14 protein-coding genes are annotated in these 18,344 nt (G+C 66.1%); 12 read left to right on the plus strand and 2 right to left on the minus strand.

The features are described 5' to 3' along the window. Window positions 1-84: 84 nt before the first annotated feature. The 4 genes from ACFVUS_RS37240 (at window position 85) to ACFVUS_RS37255 (ending at window position 2,494) form a co-directional block, all read left to right on the plus strand. Entirely contained in the window at window positions 85-540 is a 456-nt protein-coding gene (locus ACFVUS_RS37240; protein WP_387777796.1) for an SRPBCC family protein, read from the plus strand. A gap of 156 nt (window positions 541-696) precedes the next feature. Continuing rightward, a complete protein-coding gene (locus ACFVUS_RS37245) occupies window positions 697-1,548 on the plus strand; it encodes a hypothetical protein (RefSeq protein ID WP_387777799.1) in 852 nt (283 codons plus the stop codon). Window positions 1,549-1,624: 76 nt separating this feature from the next. Continuing rightward, on the plus strand, window positions 1,625-2,041 hold the full coding sequence (locus ACFVUS_RS37250) for a hypothetical protein (RefSeq protein ID WP_387777802.1): 417 nt from the start codon (window positions 1,625-1,627) through the stop codon (window positions 2,039-2,041). 114 nt (window positions 2,042-2,155) lie between these two features. Continuing rightward, window positions 2,156-2,494: a YdeI family protein gene (locus ACFVUS_RS37255; RefSeq protein WP_375968428.1), complete on the plus strand. Its 339-nt coding sequence runs from the start codon at window positions 2,156-2,158 to the stop codon at window positions 2,492-2,494. 228 nt (window positions 2,495-2,722) lie between these two features. Here ACFVUS_RS37255 and ACFVUS_RS37260 read toward each other — a convergent pair whose 3' ends face one another. Then, window positions 2,723-3,925, minus strand: a complete 1,203-nt coding sequence (locus ACFVUS_RS37260; protein ID WP_387777805.1) for an NAD(P)/FAD-dependent oxidoreductase — start codon at window positions 3,923-3,925, stop codon at window positions 2,723-2,725. After that, window positions 3,922-4,260 (minus strand): bifunctional 3-phenylpropionate/cinnamic acid dioxygenase ferredoxin subunit, encoded by a 339-nt coding sequence (locus ACFVUS_RS37265; protein WP_387777808.1) that lies wholly within the window; start codon window positions 4,258-4,260, stop codon window positions 3,922-3,924. The genes ACFVUS_RS37260 and ACFVUS_RS37265 overlap by 4 nt, the downstream gene beginning before the upstream one ends. 223 nt (window positions 4,261-4,483) lie before the next feature. Between ACFVUS_RS37265 and ACFVUS_RS37270 the strand changes: the two genes are divergently transcribed. The 8 genes from ACFVUS_RS37270 (at window position 4,484) to car (ending at window position 18,330) form a co-directional block, all read left to right on the plus strand. After that, the gene (locus tag ACFVUS_RS37270; RefSeq protein WP_387778572.1) at window positions 4,484-6,904 is read left to right on the plus strand and encodes an FAD-dependent oxidoreductase; all 2,421 of its coding nucleotides are present in this window, start codon (window positions 4,484-4,486) and stop codon (window positions 6,902-6,904) included. Between the two features lie 3 nt (window positions 6,905-6,907). Further along, window positions 6,908-8,047: an N-methyl-L-tryptophan oxidase gene (solA, locus tag ACFVUS_RS37275; RefSeq protein WP_387777811.1), complete on the plus strand. Its 1,140-nt coding sequence runs from the start codon at window positions 6,908-6,910 to the stop codon at window positions 8,045-8,047. Further along, window positions 8,044-9,171, plus strand: coding sequence for an aromatic ring-hydroxylating dioxygenase subunit alpha (locus tag ACFVUS_RS37280; protein ID WP_387777814.1), 1,128 nt, complete (start codon window positions 8,044-8,046; stop codon window positions 9,169-9,171). Before solA ends, ACFVUS_RS37280 begins: the two co-directional genes overlap by 4 nt. Beyond that, entirely contained in the window at window positions 9,165-10,664 is a 1,500-nt protein-coding gene (locus ACFVUS_RS37285) for an aldehyde dehydrogenase family protein (RefSeq protein WP_387777817.1), read from the plus strand. The genes ACFVUS_RS37280 and ACFVUS_RS37285 overlap by 7 nt, the downstream gene beginning before the upstream one ends. Window positions 10,665-10,700: 36 nt before the next feature. Beyond that, complete coding sequence (locus ACFVUS_RS37290) at window positions 10,701-12,245, plus strand: APC family permease (RefSeq protein ID WP_387777820.1); 1,545 nt, start codon at window positions 10,701-10,703, stop codon at window positions 12,243-12,245. Then, window positions 12,242-13,801 carry a GMC family oxidoreductase gene (locus ACFVUS_RS37295; RefSeq protein ID WP_387777823.1) on the plus strand — a complete coding sequence of 520 codons (1,560 nt, stop codon included), beginning with the start codon at window positions 12,242-12,244 and terminating at the stop codon, window positions 13,799-13,801. Before ACFVUS_RS37290 ends, ACFVUS_RS37295 begins: the two co-directional genes overlap by 4 nt. 25 nt (window positions 13,802-13,826) lie before the next feature. Further along, entirely contained in the window at window positions 13,827-14,621 is a 795-nt protein-coding gene (locus tag ACFVUS_RS37300) for an IclR family transcriptional regulator (RefSeq protein ID WP_387777826.1), read from the plus strand. Window positions 14,622-14,832: 211 nt separating this feature from the next. Further along, on the plus strand, window positions 14,833-18,330 hold the full coding sequence (car, locus tag ACFVUS_RS37305; protein WP_387777829.1) for a carboxylic acid reductase: 3,498 nt from the start codon (window positions 14,833-14,835) through the stop codon (window positions 18,328-18,330). Window positions 18,331-18,344 lie beyond the last annotated feature (14 nt).

Raw genomic sequence — 18,344 nt, forward strand, 5'->3', positions numbered from 1 at the left:
CGTTGGCTATGCGGCTCGGGTGGGGGTGTGCCTACCTATGAATACGAACCCGCGAGGTGCTTGGTTCTGTGCTTTGATCAGGGCATGACGGATACCGAGATACCACGCGTCGTCTCCGCCAGCCGGGAGATCGACGCTCCCGTGGAGCGCGTTTTCGAGCTGATCGCCGATCCGGCCGAGCAGCCGCGCTGGGACGGGAATGACAATCTGGCCGAAGCCGTTGGCGGGCAGCGGGTTCGCGGTGTGGGTGCGGTATTCCGGATGACGCTCACCAATGGCGCGGTCCGGGAGAACCACGTGGTGGAGTTCGTGGAGGGCAAGCGTATTGCCTGGTTGCCGTCCGAACCGGGTAAGGAACCGCCGGGTCATCTGTGGCGCTGGTCGGTGCAGCCGCTGGGCGAGGGCCGCACCAAGGTGACGCACACCTACGACTGGACCGAATTGAACGATGAGAAGCGGGAAGTGCGCGCGCGGGCGACGACCTCGGAGCGGTTGCTGGCCTCCGTCGATCGCCTCGCCGCGCTCGCTGAACAGCCGTGACTCATTGCGGAAATAGTTGATTCTCCTGAACGTAACATCGAATCCAGCTGTACAACTGGCGAATTAGTGCGGAATTAGTACGATCCGTGTAGTTCGTGGGTTGGTTGAGACGAGGGCTCTTCGGCTCGACCGGCTGGTTCGTTGTGAGGGAGAGTCATGGGTTTCGCGGTCCGCGCCGCCATTGCGGTTGCCACGATGGGGATTTCATCGATTTTGACCGTGCCGGTGGCTTCGGCTCGCCCGGCGGCCCTGCCGCCGGATCCGTCGCACGCCAAACCGGCGGCCACCATCACCATCCCGCCGAGCGCGCTGGCGCAGCGGATGCAGGCCGCGGTGCAGGCGGTTTCCGCCCGGGCGGAGACCGGTATCGAGGTCGTGGACACCGAAACCGGTGCGCTGCTGGCGGGGGTGAACGATGACAAGCAGTTCTACACCGCCTCGGTGGTGAAATTGCTGATCGCCCTGGATGCGCTGGGAGATGGTGCCGGACAACAGGATTCGGCCTCGGTGCAGCGCATGCTGTCGGCCAGTGACGATGCCATCGCCAGTCGGCTCTGGGGCGCGGGCGGTGGTGCGGAGATCATCGCGCGCATGTCCGAGCGGATCGGCCTGACCGCCACCGCGGCGGCCTCGGATACCGGGCAGTGGGGCGAAACCCGCACCACCGCAAGGGATGTCATGGCCATCTACCGGTATCTGGTGAATGAGGCACCCGCGCCGGCGCGCTCGGTGATCCTGGACGCCATGGGTCAGGCCGCCGAGATCGCCGCCGATGGCGTCGACCAGTATTTCGGCATTCCGGACGCCATGCGCGGCTGTGACTGGGCGGTGAAACAGGGCTGGATGTGGTACGGCTCATCGCTGGTGCTGAATACCACCGGTTTGGTCGGCCGCGATCTGCGCTATGCCGTGGTGCTGCTGAGTAGCCAACCCTCGGTGAGCATTTCGGCCGGTGGTGCGGCGCTGACCGCGGGCATCGGGGTGCTCCGTGACGCCATGGGAATTTGAACAGGACGAAATGGACGCCGCGAGTATGGGATTGCGGTTCCCCGATGTAGGGGTGGGCGCGCGGTACTGTTGAGAGGTGACTACCGGTGAGGGGGGACCTCGGGTACAGCGGACGTCCGGGCGGGAAGCGGGGGTGTCGGCGCGACTTCGAGAGGCCATATTCGCGGCGCATGAGGAAGCGGTGCGCGCGGTGGCGTCGGCGTCGGATTCCGGGCTGCCCGTCAATCGCGACCTGATCGAACTGATCGAATTGCAGCGGCGCGTCATTCGCATTGCCGACCAGTTCGCCGATGAGCCGGGATGGCCGCCGCGTTCGGCGCGCGATGGGGCGGCTGCGGCCATGGGCGCGATCTCGCTGGCGATTCCGATCGCGACCGGGCCCGCGGCGGATGTGCACGCAATCGCGGATCCGATGGCCTCCCCGCTGCCGTGGCCCGCCGTCGACGGCGCCGCCGATTCCCGCCTGCATGTGATCGAAGACCCCGATAGCTGATGACGCGGGTATGAAGGCGACTTCGGTCGGCGCGTAATCGATCTCGGAAAAGTGCTCATTCGGTGAGCACTTTGCGGCGGAATATGGTCCTCGACGCCGATCGAGGAGGTAACCGTGTACGAGTTCGAGAACCCCGCCCAGTGGGAATCCTGGCTGGCCGCACACCACGCCGACGCGGATGACGCGTGGCTGCGCATCGGCAAGAAGGGCTCCACCGGATTGATCAGCATCGAGCAGGCCGCGGAAATCGGACTCTGCTACGGCTGGATCGACAGCCACCGCCGCGCCCTCGACGAACACTCGTTCCTGCAACGCTATTCGCGCAGGCGGCGGCGCAGCCCATGGTCGCGCCGCAATATCGAGATCGTGACAGCGCTTACTGAAGCCGGTCGCATGCGCGCCCCGGGTTTGGCGGAAGTCGCCGCCGCTCGGTCCGACGGTCGGTGGGCGTGACATCCGATCTCTAACAGGTCGGATCGCCCCGGTGCCGCGTCCGGAAACATCGTGCGGGAATCCCCTTCGTCATCCCGGCATGCTTGTGGCCGGGATCCACCACCGGCAGCGCATGCGCAGGTGTGGATCCCGGCCAAAAACGCGCCGGGATGACGGGCTGATTGACGCGTGAACAGTCTTGGACCCGGAACCAGCCGCAGCGGCGCTCGAAAGTCGATGTGGCGCAGGTCAATGAACAGCGGCCAACGCTCGGTCGAGGTGTTTGCGGTGGCGGGTGAACAGGCGCGGATTGTCGAGGGCGCAGACGGCCACCGGAATGTCATCGAGTTCGTAGAGCACGGTGAAGGATTCGCCATCGAGTGCGCCGTCTATCAATCGCAGGCCGGTGGCAGCGGTGGGGTCGCCCGCGAGTTGCAGCAGTTTGCCGTACTGGTGGGACCAGAAGTACGGCGCGGTTCGCGGCGGTGGCGCTGTGCCCGTGATTGCGGCTGCGACGGTGTTCGCCTGCGCGATAGCGGCGTGCCAGTGTTCGCTGCGGGTATGGCCGAAGGTGACCGGATCGGTGACCCGTGCGCAGTCACCGATGGCGTAAACGCCCGGAATCGCGGTGCGCCCCAGGCCGTCGACCGGGAACCCATTCGGGCTGTGCAATAGGGGATTTCCGGAACTCGCCCACTCGGTGTTCGGCAATGAGCCGATGCCGACCAGTACGGCATCCGCCGCCACCCGCGTACCGCCGACGAGGTGAATCGCGTCCGGCCGCACGGCTTCGATCCGAGCGCTTGTCAGCAGCCGCACACCATTTCGTGCGTGCAAGGCCGCACATGCCGAGGCAACGGTCGCACCGAGCGCGCCGCTACCCGGCACGGCGGCGGTATCGATCAGAGTGACCTCCACGCCGAGCCCACGCGCGGCGGACGCCACCTCCGCCCCGATGAATCCCGCACCCACGATGCAGAGATGCTTTGCGTTAGAAAGTAATACCCGCAACCGATGGGCATCATCCAGATCGCGAAGGTAATGCGCATCCGGCACACCCGGCAGGCGGCGCGGCCGCGCACCGGTCGCGAGAATGACGAGATCGGCCACGATGGTTCGCCCGTCCTCAAGTCTGATCGAATGCCGCGATTCGCGAGCAGTGGGATGGCCGTTATCCCGTGGATCAGCGATGCGTGCGGCGGGTGTGAACCCGGTCGCTCGCTGTCCCAGCAGCCATTGCGCATCCAATTGCGCTGTCTCGGAATGATCTTCGAGGAGGGCGGTGGGTGCGCCGGTGTGCAGGAATTGTTTGGAGAGGGCGGGGCGCTCGTAGGGGAGGTGGGGTTCGTCGCCGATGAGGGTGATGAGGCCTGGGAAGCCGCGGGCACGGAGGGCGCGTAGGGCGGAGAGTCCGGCCAGGGATGCGCCGACGATGGCGATGGTGGGGGTCATGAGCCGGTGTTCGGGGTGAGGATGATGTCGTCGCCGCGGACCTCCACCCTGTGCGTGCGCACAGCGCGTTTGGCGGGCGGGCCGGAGGCCGCACCGGTGCGCAGGTCGAAACAGGATTCGTGCAGCGGGCATTCGACGGTGCAGCCCTCGACCCAGCCGTCGGCCAGGGAGGCGTCCTGGTGGGTGCAGGTGTCGTCGATGGCGAAGAGTCCGTGCTCGGTGTGGAAGATCGAAATCGGCGGCAGGCCAGGGTGATTCACGGTGAGCACTTCGCCCTCCGGCAACGCGCTCAGGCGTCCGGCCAGCAGGGTGAGCGAGGGGATCGATGCGGGCATGGGCCCTCCCGGAAACGAGGTCTGTTGCGAATGACGCGTTGTGACGCGCTATGTGCAACAGTGTGGCCGCTCCCGGCGGACCCGTCAACAGCAGCCGAAACACCCGGGAAACAAAGGGAATACGGATTTCGCCATTCCGGTTGACAGGCCGATCCGGCGGGCGGAGCATAGTTGCGTATTACGGCACTTGGTGCGCAATACGCAACACTTTGGAGGCTCGGTGATGCAGCCGCGAGTCGTCATCATCGGTGCGGGAATCGTGGGCACGGCGCTGGCGGACGAAATCACCCGGCTCGGCTGGACCGATGTCACCGTCACCGATCGCGGACCGCTCTTCCGCACCGGCGGATCCACTTCGCACGCACCGGGTTTGGTGTTCCAAACCAACGGTTCCAAGACCATGGCCGAACTGGCCCGGTACACGGTGGAGAAATTCACCGAACTGGAGGCGTTCGACCCCGTCGGCGGTCTGGAGATCGCCACCACCCCGCAGCGCTGGACCGATCTGCACCGCCGCCACGGCTGGGCGAAATCCTGGGGCATCGAATCCCGGCTGCTGGACCCGCAGGAATGCGCCAAACTGCATCCACTGCTCGATCCGGATCGCATTCTCGGCGGATACCACACGCCCACAGACGGTTTGGCGCTCGCACTGACAGCGGCGGAAGCGCAGGCCCGGCGCGCCATCGCACGGGGCGCATGCTTTCTGGCCTATTGCGAGGTGATGGAAATCCTGCGCGGTGACGGCCGCGTCACCGGCGTGCGTACCGCCGACGGCCAGGAGTTCCCCGCCGACGTGGTGATCTGCGCCGCCGGATTCTGGGGTGCGGAACTGGGTCGCGCGGTGGCCCTGACGGTACCGCTGGTCCCCATGGCGCACCAGTTCGCCAAGACCGGTTCGGTGCCCGCCCTCGACGGCGGCGAACGCCTGCCCATGCTCCGGCATCAAGACGCCGACCTGTACTACCGCACCTACGGCGACCGCATCGGGATCGGCTACTACGGCCACGATCCGCGCCCGGTTGATATGCGAACACTGCTGTACGACACCGCATCCGAGCAGATGCCCTCCATGCTGCCGTTCACCCCGGCGGAGTTCGAACCGGCGTGGCGGGAGAGTCAGCGGCTACTGCCCGCCCTGAGCGCGACCGAGTTGGCCGAGGGTTTCGACGGCATCTTCTCCTTCACCCCCGACGGCTTCCCCATCCTGGGCGAACATCGCGACCTGGCCGGGCTGTGGGTCGCCGAGGCGGTGTGGGTGACGCATTCGGCCGGTGTCGCCAGGGCCGTGGCGGAGTGGATCGTCACCGGCACACCGGAAATCGACCTGCACGAATGCGATCTGTATCGCTTCGAGGAAGCCGCGCACAGCCCGGATTTCATTCGGCGCACCAGCATGCAGGCGTTCGTCGAGGTCTACGACATCATCCATCCGCATCAATACCGCAGTGCACCAAGGGAATTGCGCACCAGCCCGTTCTACACCCGACAAAAAGCGCTGGGCGCGTACTTCTTCGAGGGCGGTCTATGGGAACGCCCGGCCTGGTTCGACGCCAACGCGCATCTGATGGCCGAACTCGCGGCGCAGGGCGTGGAATTCCCGGTGCGGGACGAATGGTCCGGCAGCTTCTACTCACCCATCTCGATCGCCGAAGCACGCTGGACGCGAACGCATGTCGCCCTGTACGACATGACCCCGCTGACCCGCTACGAGGTGAGCGGAGCCGGTGCGGCGGCGTTCCTACAGCAGATGACGACCAACGATGTCGGCAAGAAGCCCGGTGCTGTGACCTACACGCTGCTGCTGGACTACAACGGCGGCATTCGCAGCGATCTCACCGTGGCCAGGCTGAGTGATCACCTGTTCCAGGTGGGCGCTAACGGCCCGCTGGATTTCGACTGGTTCACCAGGCATCTCCCCGGTGACGGCAGCGTCACCGTCCGCGATATCACCGGCGGCACCTGCTGTCTCGGCGTCTGGGGGCCGCGGGCGCGCGATATGGTGCAGCCGCTGTGCGCGGATGACCTCTCGCACAGGGGTTTCGGCTACTTCCGGGCGCTGCGTACCTTTCTGGGCAGTATCCCGGTCACCATGATGCGCGTGTCGTATGTCGGCGAGCTCGGCTGGGAGATCTACACGACCGCCGAACACGGTGCGGCACTGTGGGATCTGCTGTGGGACGCCGGGGCGGAACACCGGGTGATCACCGCGGGCCGCATCGCCTTCAACAGCCTGCGGCTGGAGAAGGGCTATCGCTCCTGGGGCACCGATATGACCGCCGAGCACACGCCCGAGGCGGCCGGGGTGGGTTTCGCCGTGCGGCAGAGCAAGTCGTCATTCATCGGTAAGGCCGCATTGGATTCGGCCGCCCCGCCGCAGAAGACGCTGCGTTCGGTGGTTCTGGACGATCCGCATGCGGTGGTGCTCGGTAAGGAGCCGGTCACGATCGACGGCGTCGTCGCGGGCTACCTCACCAGTGCGGGCTATTCCGCGACCATCGGCCGCTGTATCGCGTACGCCTGGTTGCCCACCGCCGTCGAACCCGGCGCTCAGGTCCAGATCGACTATCTGACACAGACATTCACCGCGCGGGTGCATGCCGAGCCGGTGGTCGATCCCGAGATGTCGCTGATCCGGAGGTAGCACATGTCCGACACCTACGACGTGATCGTCATCGGCCTGGGCGGTATGGGCAGTGCCGCCGCGTATCACCTTGCCGCACAGGGGTATCGGGTGCTCGGGTTGGAGCGGTTCACGCCCGCGCACAATCGGGGCTCCAGCCACGGCGGCTCCCGCATCATTCGCCAGTCCTACTTCGAGGATCCGGCCTACGTTCCACTCCTGTTGCGCTCCTACGAGTTGTGGGAGCAGCTGGCCTGCGACTCCGGTGACGAGGTGTACCGCCTCACCGGCGGCCTGTACGTCGGCCCGCCGGAGAGTCTCACGGTGGCGGGTAGCCTGCGCGCCGCCCGGGCCTGGTCACTGCCCCATGAAGTCATGGACGCCGCCGAAATCCGCAAAGCCTTCCCGAATTTCGCGCCCGAACCGCATTTCATCGGGTTGTACGAGGAACAGGCGGGCTTCGCGCGCCCCGAGCTGACCGTCGGCGCACACCTCGAACTCGCCGCACGGGCGGGCGCGACACTGCTGTTCGGGGAACAGGTACAGGACTGGAAGGAGTCCGGCGCGGGAGTCACCGTCACCACCGCGGCGGGCGTCCATACCGCCGGGCAGCTGGTGATCTGTCCCGGTGCGTGGGCTCCGAAACTGCTGGCGGACCTCGGCGTCGGCATCGGGATCGAACGTCAGGTCATGTACTGGCTGGATCCGGTGACCGGCGCGGCCAAGTTCGAGCGCGATCCGATCTACATCGCCGAAAACGACGCGGGCGCACAGATATACGGCTTCCCCGCCATCGACGGCGCGGACGGCGGCGTCAAAACCGCGTTCTTCCGCAAGGGCATCGCCTGCACCCCGGACACCATCGACCGCGAGGTGCACGCGCAGGAGGTCACCGAAATGCGCACCCGGGTAACCGAATTGCTTCCCGCCCTGGCCGGACGGCTGCTGCACGCCGCCACCTGCATGTACGCCAATACCGCCGATCAGCATTTCGTCATCGCCAGGCATCCCGCGCATACCGCCGTCACCGTGGCCTGCGGATTCTCCGGTCACGGTTTCAAATTCGTGCCCGTGGTGGGCGAGATCCTGGCCGAACTCGCCATGACCGGCGGCACCCGGCACCCCATCGAGCTGTTCGCCCCGCAAAGGCTGGTGACCCTGTGACCTCGGATCTCATCCCCACCCTCGGCGGTGAGTACTACTGTGACCCGGCCATTTTCACCGCCGAACAGGAGCACATCTTCGAACAGATGTGGTTCTGCGCCGCTCGCTCCGGCGATCTGACCGATCCGGGCGCGTTCCGGCGGGTGCAGGTCGGCCGGGAGAGCGTCCTGGTGGTGCGCGGCCACGATGGCGAACTGCGCGCCTTCCTCAATATCTGCCGACACCGCGGCGCGATGATCTGCACCGAATCCGAAGGTCAGGTGCGGCGCAATCTGCGCTGTCCGTATCACGCGTGGACGTACGGCCTGGATGGGAAGCTGATCGCCGCACCGAATCTCGGTTCGCTCCAGGACGATTCGGGAGCCCCGATCGATCGGGTCGCGTACGGCCTGATTCCGGTCGCCCTGCGGGAATGGCTCGGCTACGCCTGGGTCTGCCTCGCCGATGATCCGCCCTCGTTCGAGACCGAGGTGATGGGCGCGGCCACCGCCCGCCTCGGCGATCCGGCCGCCATCGATCACTACGATATGTCCGCACTGGCCGTCGGCAAGCGCGTGGTCTACGACGTGGCGGCCAATTGGAAACTCATCGTCGAGAACTTCATGGAGTGCTACCACTGCGCCACCATCCACCCCGAACTGGTGGAGGTGCTGCCCGAGTTCGCGGGCGGGTTCGCCGCCCAGTACTACGTCGGCCACGGCGCCGAATTCGGTGATCGCATCGACGGATTCACCGTCGACGGCCGCGCCGGATTCGATCCGCTACCCGGCCTGGCGCCCGATCAGGATCGCAAGTACTACGCCATCACCATTCGGCCGACCGTCTTCGTGAATCTGGTGCCCGACCACGTGATCTTCCATCGCATGTATCCGATGGCGCACGATCGCACCATTGTGGAATGCGATTGGCTGTACGCACCCGATGTCATCGAATCCGGGGGTGTGCTCGACCATTCCGTGGAACTGTTCCACAGGGTGAACGAACAGGACTTCGCCGCGTGCGAACGCACCCAGCCCGCCATGTCCTCGCGCGCCTATCGCAAGGGCGGCGTACTGGTGCCGGCCGAACATCACATTGCCGAATTCCACGAGTGGACCCGCAAGAAGATCGGCGAATCATGTTAGGCGAAGAGCTCTGCGGTGCGCCGAATCTGTATATCGACGGCAAATGGGTGCACGCCGCGGGCGGCGGCACCCGGGAGATAGTGAATCCGGCCGACGGTTCGGTGATCGTCACCATCGACGAGGCCGATCGCGCGGACGCGGTCACTGCCGTGGCCGCCGCACGAGCGGCCTTCGATACCGGTGGCTGGCCGCAGACCCCGGTGGCCGAGCGCGTCGGATATCTGCTGCGCATCGCCGAGTTGCTCGATGCCGAGCGGGATCGGATCGCGCGCATCGAGACTCTCGATACCGGTAAGACCCTGCGCGAGAGTTATATCGATATCGACGATGTGATCGCGGTCTTCCGGTATTACGCGAATCTGGCGAGTACCCAGGCGGATCGGCTCATCGACACGGGGAATCCGGCGGTCATCAGCCGGGTGGTGCGCGAACCGGTGGGGGTGTGCGCGCTCATCGCGCCGTGGAACTATCCGCTGCTCCAGATGTCCTGGAAGATCGCGCCCGCGCTGGCCGCCGGATGCACCATGGTGGCCAAGCCGAGCGAAGTTACCCCGCTGAGCACCATTGCCCTGATGCGGCTGATCGATCGGGCGGGAGTGCCGCCGGGCGTGGTGAATCTCATCCAGAGCAGTGGTGCGACAGTCGGTTCCGCGCTCACCGACACCCCCGATGTGGATCTGATCTCGTTCACCGGCGGCGCGCACACGGGGGCGACCATCGCCCGCACCGCCGCCACACACACCACCCGGGTGGCGCTGGAACTGGGCGGTAAGAACCCGCACATCATCTTCCCGGACGCCGATTTCGACAGTGCCGTGGACGCCGTGCTCACCGGGGTATTCCTGCACTCGGGCCAAGTCTGTTCGGCCGGAACGCGTTTGATCGTGCACGAGTCCATCGCCGACCGCCTCGTCGCCGAACTGGCGCGCCGAGCCGAGCGCATTCGCATCGGCCCGGGCCTGGACCCCGCCAGCGAGACCGGTCCGCTCGTCTCCGAACAGCATCGCGCCAAGGTGGAAGCCTATGTGGCCCTGGGCATCGCGGAGGGGGCGACGCTGATCACCGGTGGCGAACGTCCGGACGATCCCGCGCTCGCCGGGGGAAGCTATTACCCGCCAACCATTTTCGACGATTGCCGCCGGTGGATGCGCGTGGTGCAGGAGGAGACCTTCGGTCCCATCCTCACCGTCGAACGCTTCGGCACCGAGGTGGAGGCGCTGGCGCTGGGCAATGACACCGCCTACGGCCTGGCCGCGGGCGTGCGCACCGCCGATACCGCGCTCGGCGAACGCATGGTCCGGGCCCTGCGGCACGGCACGGTATGGCTCAACGACTTCGGCTACTACACCCCCGCGGCCGAATGGGGCGGCTTCGGCCGTTCCGGCACCGGCCGCGAGCTCGGCCCCAGCGGCCTGGCCGAATACCAGGAAACCAAACACATCTGGCACAACACCGCACCCGCGGTGGGTGGATGGTTCGCCGACCACAACTGAATACTCTCAGCTGCTTTTCTCGAAAGTTGGGCCGTCATGACGACCACCCGTCCCCCCACTCCCTCCGCAGCACCGAGCGACCACGGCATGGAAGAATTCGGCTATCGGGAATCCCTGAGCCGGAGCATCGGAAAATTCTCCAGTTTCGCCGCGGGCGTCAGCTATATCTCCATTCTGACCGGCACCTTCCAACTCTTCTATTTCGGTTACAGCACAGCCGGTCCCGCGTATCTGTGGTCGTGGCCGCTGGTGTTCCTGGGGCAGTTGGCGGTGGCGCTGTGCTTCATGGAATTGTCGGCGAAATATCCGGTGGCCGGTTCGGTCTACAACTGGTCGAAGAAGTTGGGCAGCAGGCTGGTCGGCTGGTCCGCGGGTTGGCTCATGCTGACCGCGTCGATTGTCACGCTGTCGGCGGTGGTGCTGGCGTTGCAGCTGAATCTGCCCCGATTGTGGAGTGGATTCCAGATCATCGGGGATGGGACCGGTGAGCACGATTACGCCACCAACGCGGTCGTGCTCGGCACCGTGCTGATCGTCTTCACCACCGTGGTCAATGCGTTCGGCGTGAAGCTGATGGCGCGGATCAACAGCACCGGGGTCTTCATCGAACTCATTGCCGCGGTGCTGATCGCGATCATCCTGGGGTTGCACGTGACGCGCGGTCCGAGCGTGTTCTTCTCCGCCAACGGGTATGGCGCGGGCCAGAGCGGCGGATATCTGAGCGCCTTCCTGATCGCCTCGCTGGCCTCGGGCTATGTCATGTACGGCTTCGATACCGCGAGCTCGCTCGGTGAGGAGACGGTGGAGCCGCGGCGCACCGCGCCCAAGGCGATTCTGCGTGCACTGCTGGCCTCGTTCGTCATCGGTGGCGCGATCCTGGTCTTCGCGGTCATGGCCGCGCCGAATCTGTCCGATGAGAAGCTCGGGACCACCGACGGCGGACTGCAATACATCGTGCAGCAGGTGATGACGGGCTGGCTGGGCCGAGTGTTCCTGGTGTGCATCGTGATCGCGGTGATCGTGTGCTCGCTGGCCGTGCACACCGCCGGGATCCGGCTGACCTTCGCCATGGCTCGTGATAACGCGCTGCCGTTCTCCGAGCGGCTGGCCAAACTCAGCGTCAAGCATTCCGCGCCGGTGGTCCCGGCGGTGATCATCGGCATCCTGTCGGCGCTGATCCTGGTGGTGAATATCGGTCAGCCGCAGGTGTTCACGGTGCTGACCTCGATCGCGGTGATCATGATCTACCTGGCGTATCTCATGGTCACGGGGCCGATGCTGTGGCAGCGGTTCCAGGGCAATTGGCCGCCGAACGACCTCGCCGAGAACGGCTACTTCAGCATGGGCCGCTGGGGGATGTTCGTGAATATCGTTGCGGTGCTGTGGGGGCTGGGGATGGCGATCAACCTGGCCTGGCCGCGCGAGGCCGTGTACGGCGGGCCCTGGTACAACACCTGGGGCGCGTTCATCTATATCGGCGCGATTCTGGGTGCGGGCCTGATCTGGTACGCGCTCAGGGGAATTCGCGTCATCGGTGTGCTCGCCTCGCACGCCGCGCCCGCCGCCGAGGCGGCGTCATGACCGATACCTTCGACTACGTCATCGTCGGCGGCGGGTCCGCCGGATGCGTGGTCGCCGCACGGCTCAGCGAAGATCCCTCGGTCACAGTGTGTTTGGTCGAGGCCGGACCCTCCGATATCGGCGATGACAAGATCCGGCGGCTGACCGACTGGATGCTGCTGCTCGAATCCGGTTACGACTGGGACTATCCGGTGGAACCGCAGTCGACCGGCAATAGTCACCTGCGCCATGCGCGCGCCAAGGTGCTGGGCGGATGTTCCTCGCACAACTCGTGTATCGCGTTCTGGCCGCCCGCCGAGGGCCTCGATGAGTGGGAGGCTCTCGGCGCGGCAGGCTGGGGTGCGGCGGGGGTGCTGCCGTACGTCACCAAACTGGAGAACAATGACGCGCCCGGTGCACAGCACGGGCGCGGCGGGCCGGTGCGGCTGCTGGATATTCCGCCCAAGGATCCGTGTGGCTATGCCGTGCTGGAGGCGGCCGCGCGGGTGGGATTGCCCACGGTGCAATTCAATCGGGGCGCCACCGTCCGCAATGGGGCGGGCTGGTTCCAGATCAATGCCGACGGCGATAACAACCGTATGTCCTCCTCGCACGCGTATCTGCATCCGATCATCGGGCAGCGCCGGAATCTGGAGGTGCGCACCGGGTGCTGGGTCAGTGAAATCCTGTTCGACGACACCGATTCCGCGATCGGAGCGCGATACCGGCGACCGGACCTGACCGGCTTCGACACCGTGCTCGCGCGGCGCGAGGTGATCATCAGCACCGGGGCCATCGATACCCCGAAACTGCTCATGCTGTCCGGCATCGGCCCGGCGGAACATCTGCGGGACATGGGAATTCGTGTGCGCGCCGATGCGCCGGGCGTCGGGTCCAACCTCGACGATCACGTCGAGGGCCTGGTGTTCTGGGAGGCCGCGCGACCCATGGTCACCAGCTCCACCCAGTGGTGGGAGATCGGCCTGTTCGCCACCACCGCGGACGGGCTGGCGCAACCCGATCTCATGATGCACTACGGCAGCGTGCCTTTCGATATGAACACGGTGCGCTGGGGTTATCCGACCACGGAGAACGGCTTCTGCCTCACACCCAATGTGACGCAGGGGCTTTCGCGCGGCACGGTGCGGCTGCGCTCCCGCGATTTCCGTGACAAACCGCGCGTGGACCCGCGCTACTTCAGCGATCCGGATGGCCACGATGAGCGAGTCATGCTGCACGGCATCAGATTGGCGCGGCGCATAGCCGAACAATCCCCGCTGCGCGACTGGGTCGCTCGCGAACTCGCACCCGGTCCCGAGGCCGTCACCGACGCCGACCTCATCGACTACATGCACCGCACCCACAACACCGTCTATCACCCGGCCGCCACCGCGCGCATGGGCGCACCGGATGATCCGATGGCGGTGCTGGATCCGGAATTACGGGTCAAGGGGGTGCGCAACCTCCGCGTCGTGGACGCCTCCGCCATGCCGAAACTGCCCGCCGTGAACCCGAATATCACCATCATGGCGATGGGGGAGAAGTGCGCGGACCTGATCAAGGCGGCGGGCCGATGATCGCGGCACCTACACTGGAATGGTTATGGCTATGCGAGCGGGCGAGGGGTCCGGCAAATCCCAGGAAGGCGCGGCGGTGCAGTCGGTCGACCGCGCGCTGACCGCCCTGGAGATCGTGGCCAAACTGGGCGCGGCCGGGGTCACCGAGATCGCGGCCGAACTCGGGGTGCACAAATCCACGGTGTCCCGGCTCATCGCGGTGCTGGAATCGCGCGGTTATGTCGAACAACTCTCCGAGCGCGGCAAATACCGCCTCGGCTTCACCATCGTCCGGCTCGCCGGTTCCACCAGCGCCCATATGGATCTGCCCCGGCAAAGCCAGGACGTCTGCGATGAACTCGCCGCCCGCCTCGGTGAGACCACCAATATCGCCATCCTGGACAGCGATCGCATAGTGAATGTGGCCGAGGCCGTCGGGTCCGCGGGCGTGGCCCTGCGCACCTGGGTCGGCCAGAGCTGCCCCGCGCACGCCACCTCCAGCGGTAAGGTGCTGCTCGCCGAACTCTCCGCGACCGAACTGCGTGCGCACCTGTCCCGGCGGCTGGATTCCTTCGCCCCCAACACGATCACCGAACTGCCCGCCCTGCGCGCTCAGCTCGACCAGATCCGCCGGCAGGGCTGGGCGGCCTGTGAGGAAGAGCTGGAAATCGGCCTCAACGCGGTGGCCGCGCCGATCCGCGACAGTGACGGGCGAATCATCGCCGCGCTCAGCGTCTCCGGTCCCTCGTACCGTCTGCCGCCCGCCCGTTTCGCCGAAACCGCGCGTCAGGCAATCGATTCCGCGCATACGATCTCGCGCCGTCTCGGCTACACCGGTTGACGGCGGGCGGTGCCGAGCGCGAAGCCGTGTCCGGGATCGCGGATCCCCATATGATCTCGGCACAAACGGCACCGCCGATGCGGGTGGCGGATCCGCGGGACAGGTAGCGGACACGCGTGATTTTTCGGGCGGTCAGCGGGGATGCTTGACATTCCGGGGTTGCGGGCGCACCGTAATCTGGTTAGCTATGCTAAACGTCTGAGGGGTCGTCGTGGACACTGGCACGTCGGAGGCTGAGCGCAGGCAGCGGATCGCGGATCTGCTCGCCGATGCGCAGGTTGGTGCGGCACTGCAGAGCAGCGAGGTGAACGCGGAGATCCGGCGGTCCGGACTCGCGCCCGCCGAGATCATTTCGATCGTGCTGGAGCGGTATGCCGAGCGGCCCGCACTGGGCGAGCGGGCCTACGAGGTCATCACCGATGCCAAGGGACGGCGGACGCGGCGGTCGGTGGATCGATACGAGACCATCACCTATGCCGAACTGGCCGCCGGGATCCGGGCGGTGCGGGCGGCGTGGTGGCATGACCCGGCTCCGGTGCGCACCGGGGAATTCGTCGCGACGCTCGGGTTCACCAGCGCCGATTACACGACCGTCGATCTGGCCTGTCAGCTCTCCGGACTCGTCTGCGTGCCATTGCAGGCGAGTGCTGCGGTGGCGCAGTGGAATTCGATTCTCACCGAGACCGCGCCGCGGGTGCTCGCGGTCAGCCTGGAATTGCTGGACGCGGCGCTGACGGCGATTCCGGCGGGGCTGACGCCCGCGGTGATCGTCATCGACTTCCATCCCGATGACGACTATCACCGTGCCGCACTGGAATCCGCGCGTGCGCGACTACTGCGGGACGGCAGCTCGATCGCGATCGAGACGCTGGCGCAGGTGCTCGAGCGCGGGCGGTCGCTGCCGCCGGTCGCGGCCGTGGCGGTCGACGCGGAGGCGCTGGCGCTGCTCATCTACACCTCCGGGAGTACGGGCGCGCCCAAGGGGGCCATGTATCCGGCGCGACTGGTGAATGCCATGTGGACCGGTAGTGCGGCGCAATCACCCATTCCCGCAATCAATTTCAGCTATATGCCGATGAGTCATGTGGCGGGGCGGCTATCGCTGCTCGGTGCGCTGTCCCGGGGCGGCACCGCCTACTTCGCGGCGGTCAGCGATCTGTCGACGCTGTTCGAGGACATCGCGCTGGTGCGGCCCACCGAATTCTTCTTCGTACCGCGCGTCTGCGACATGGTGTACCAGCGCTTCCTGAGCGAGGTCGGCGGTCGGGTCGCGGCGGGAGCCGACCATGATGACGCCGTTCGCGAGGTGAAAACCGCACTGCGGGAACGAGTGCTGGGCGGGCGGCTGTTCGGGGTGATGGTGGGTAGTGCGCCCATCTCGGCCGAAATGAAGACGTTCATGCAGTCGTTGCTGGAGTTGGAGTTGCACGACGGCTACGGCTCCACCGAGGCGGGCGGCGGCATCCTGTTCGACAATCGGCTGTCCCGGCCGCCGGTACTGGACTACCGCCTCGTGGATGTGCCCGAACTGGGGTACTACGGTACCGATAAGCCTTATCCGCGTGGGGAATTGCTGCTCAAGACCACGGTGATGATTCCCGGATACTTCAAGCGGCCGGATATCACCGCCGAGATCTTCGACGCGGACGGGTTCTATCGCACCGGTGACATCGTCGCCGAAATCGGCACGGACGAACTGATCTACCTCGACCGGCGCAATAACGTGCTCAAGCTGTCACAGGGCGAGTTCGTCACCGTCGCGAAGCTGGAGGCGGTGTACGCCACCAGCCCGCTGATTCGGCAGATCTACGTGTACGGCAACAGTGAGCGCGCGTACCTGCTGGCCGTGATCGTGCCGACCGAGGGCGCGCTGCTCGCGGGACCGGACAGCGCGGCGCTGCGCGAAGCGCTGAACGAATCGCTCCAGCGGCTGGCGCGTGAGGCCGAGCTCGAATCGTATGAGATTCCCCGGGCCTTCCTCATCGAGACCGAGCCGTTCAGCATGGATAACGGACTGCTGGCCGGGCTCGGAAAGCTGTTGCGGCCCAAGCTCAAAGAGCGCTACGGGGCGCGACTGGAAGAACTCTACGGTGAACTCGCCGCCGCGCAGGCCGATGAACTCGCGGCACTGCGGCAGGACGCGGAACATCGGCCGGTACTGGAGACGGTCAGCCGGGCCGCCGGTGCGCTATTGGGTTGTGCGGCGGGGGATCTGCGGCCCGACGCGCATTTCGCGGATCTCGGTGGTGATTCGCTGTCGGCGCTGTCGTTCGCGACGCTGCTCACCGATATCCTGGGCGTGGACGTGCCGGTGAGTGTCATTGTCAGCCCGGCCAATGATCTGGCGGCGCTGGCGAGTTATGTAGAGCAGCAGCGTGATTCGGGCTCGCGACGGCCGACGGCCGCGACCGTGCACGGGGAGGGCGACAGCATTCGCGCTGCCGACCTGACATTGGACAAGTTCATCGATGCCGACACTCTGACGGCCGCGGCCGGGCTCGCCGGCCTCGCCGCATCGCCGCGCACGGTGTTCCTCACCGGCGCGAACGGGTATCTGGGCCGCTTCCTGTGTCTGGAATGGCTACGGCGCGTGGCTGATTCGGGCGGCTCGGTCATCTGCCTGGTGCGCGGCAGCAGCGCCGCGGCGGCTCGGGCGCGGCTCGATGCCGCCTTCGATTCCGGTGACGCGGGACTGCTGCGCGAATATCGCGAGCTGGCCGACCGGCATCTGGTCGTGCTCGCCGGGGATATCGGTGACGCGAACTTCGGTCTGTCGCAGGCGGATTGGCAGCGCCTGGCCGAGACGGTCGATGTCATCGTGCATCCGGCCGCGCTGGTCAATCACGTGCTGCCGTACAACCAGCTGTTCGAACCCAATGTCGCGGGTACGGCCGAGGTCATTCGGCTGGCGCTGACCTCCCGATTGAAGCCGGTCACCTATCTGTCGACGGTCGCGGTCGCCGATCAGGTCGATCCGGAACTCTTCGACGAGGACGCCGATATTCGGGAGATCAGTGCCGAACGCCGGGTCGGCGACGGGTACGCCAATGGTTACGGCAATAGCAAATGGGCGGGTGAGGTACTGCTGCGCGCGGCGCACGAGCGATTCGGCCTGCCCGTGGCGGTCTTCCGCTCCGATATGATTCTGGCGCACAGCGATTACGCGGGGCAGTTCAACCTGACCGATATGTTCAGCCGTCTGCTGCTCAGCCTGCTCGCCACCGGGATCGCCCCGAAATCGTTCTACCGCACCGATTCCCAGGGCAATCGGCAGCGCGCGCACTACGACGGCCTGCCCGCCGATTTCACCGCCGCCGCCATCACCGTCCTGGGCGCGGAGAGCACCGGTTTCCAGACCTACGACGTATTCAACCCGCACGATGACGATATCTCCCTGGATACCTTCGTCGACTGGCTGATCGCGGACGGTCACGCCATCGACCGCCTCGACGACTACGACACCTGGTTCACCCGCTTCGACACCGCACTGCGCGCGCTGCCCGAATCGCAGCGCGCGGCGTCGGTGCTGCCGCTACTGCACGCGTACCGGTATCCCGGGCCGCCGATTCCCGGTTCGGCCTTGCCCGCCAAGCGATTCCATGCCGCGGTACAGGACGCCGAGATCGGTCCGGACCGCGATATCCCGCATCTGACACCGGAACTGATCCGCAAATACGTCACCGATCTGCGATCGCGCGGACTGCTCTAGCTTCGAAAGGCCCG

It is taken from the genome of Nocardia sp. NPDC058058 (assembly GCF_042885355.1).
In the GTDB taxonomy this organism is placed as follows: Bacteria; Actinomycetota; Actinomycetes; order Mycobacteriales; family Mycobacteriaceae; genus Nocardia.

Bases quoted from the DNA above. Each gene is read 5' to 3' on its own strand.
- ACFVUS_RS37240 (WP_387777796.1), top strand. From the start codon at position 85: ATGACGGATACCGAGATACCACGCGTCGTCTCCGCCAGCCGGGAGATC.
- ACFVUS_RS37245 (WP_387777799.1), top strand. From the start codon at position 697: ATGGGTTTCGCGGTCCGCGCCGCCATTGCGGTTGCCACGATGGGGATT.
- ACFVUS_RS37260 (WP_387777805.1), bottom strand. From the start codon at position 3,925: ATGACCCCCACCATCGCCATCGTCGGCGCATCCCTGGCCGGACTCTCC.
- ACFVUS_RS37265 (WP_387777808.1), bottom strand. From the start codon at position 4,260: ATGCCCGCATCGATCCCCTCGCTCACCCTGCTGGCCGGACGCCTGAGC.
- ACFVUS_RS37270 (WP_387778572.1), top strand. From the start codon at position 4,484: ATGCAGCCGCGAGTCGTCATCATCGGTGCGGGAATCGTGGGCACGGCG.
- solA (WP_387777811.1), top strand. From the start codon at position 6,908: ATGTCCGACACCTACGACGTGATCGTCATCGGCCTGGGCGGTATGGGC.
- ACFVUS_RS37285 (WP_387777817.1), top strand. From the start codon at position 9,165: ATGTTAGGCGAAGAGCTCTGCGGTGCGCCGAATCTGTATATCGACGGC.
- ACFVUS_RS37290 (WP_387777820.1), top strand. From the start codon at position 10,701: ATGACGACCACCCGTCCCCCCACTCCCTCCGCAGCACCGAGCGACCAC.
- ACFVUS_RS37295 (WP_387777823.1), top strand. From the start codon at position 12,242: ATGACCGATACCTTCGACTACGTCATCGTCGGCGGCGGGTCCGCCGGA.
- ACFVUS_RS37300 (WP_387777826.1), top strand. From the start codon at position 13,827: ATGGCTATGCGAGCGGGCGAGGGGTCCGGCAAATCCCAGGAAGGCGCG.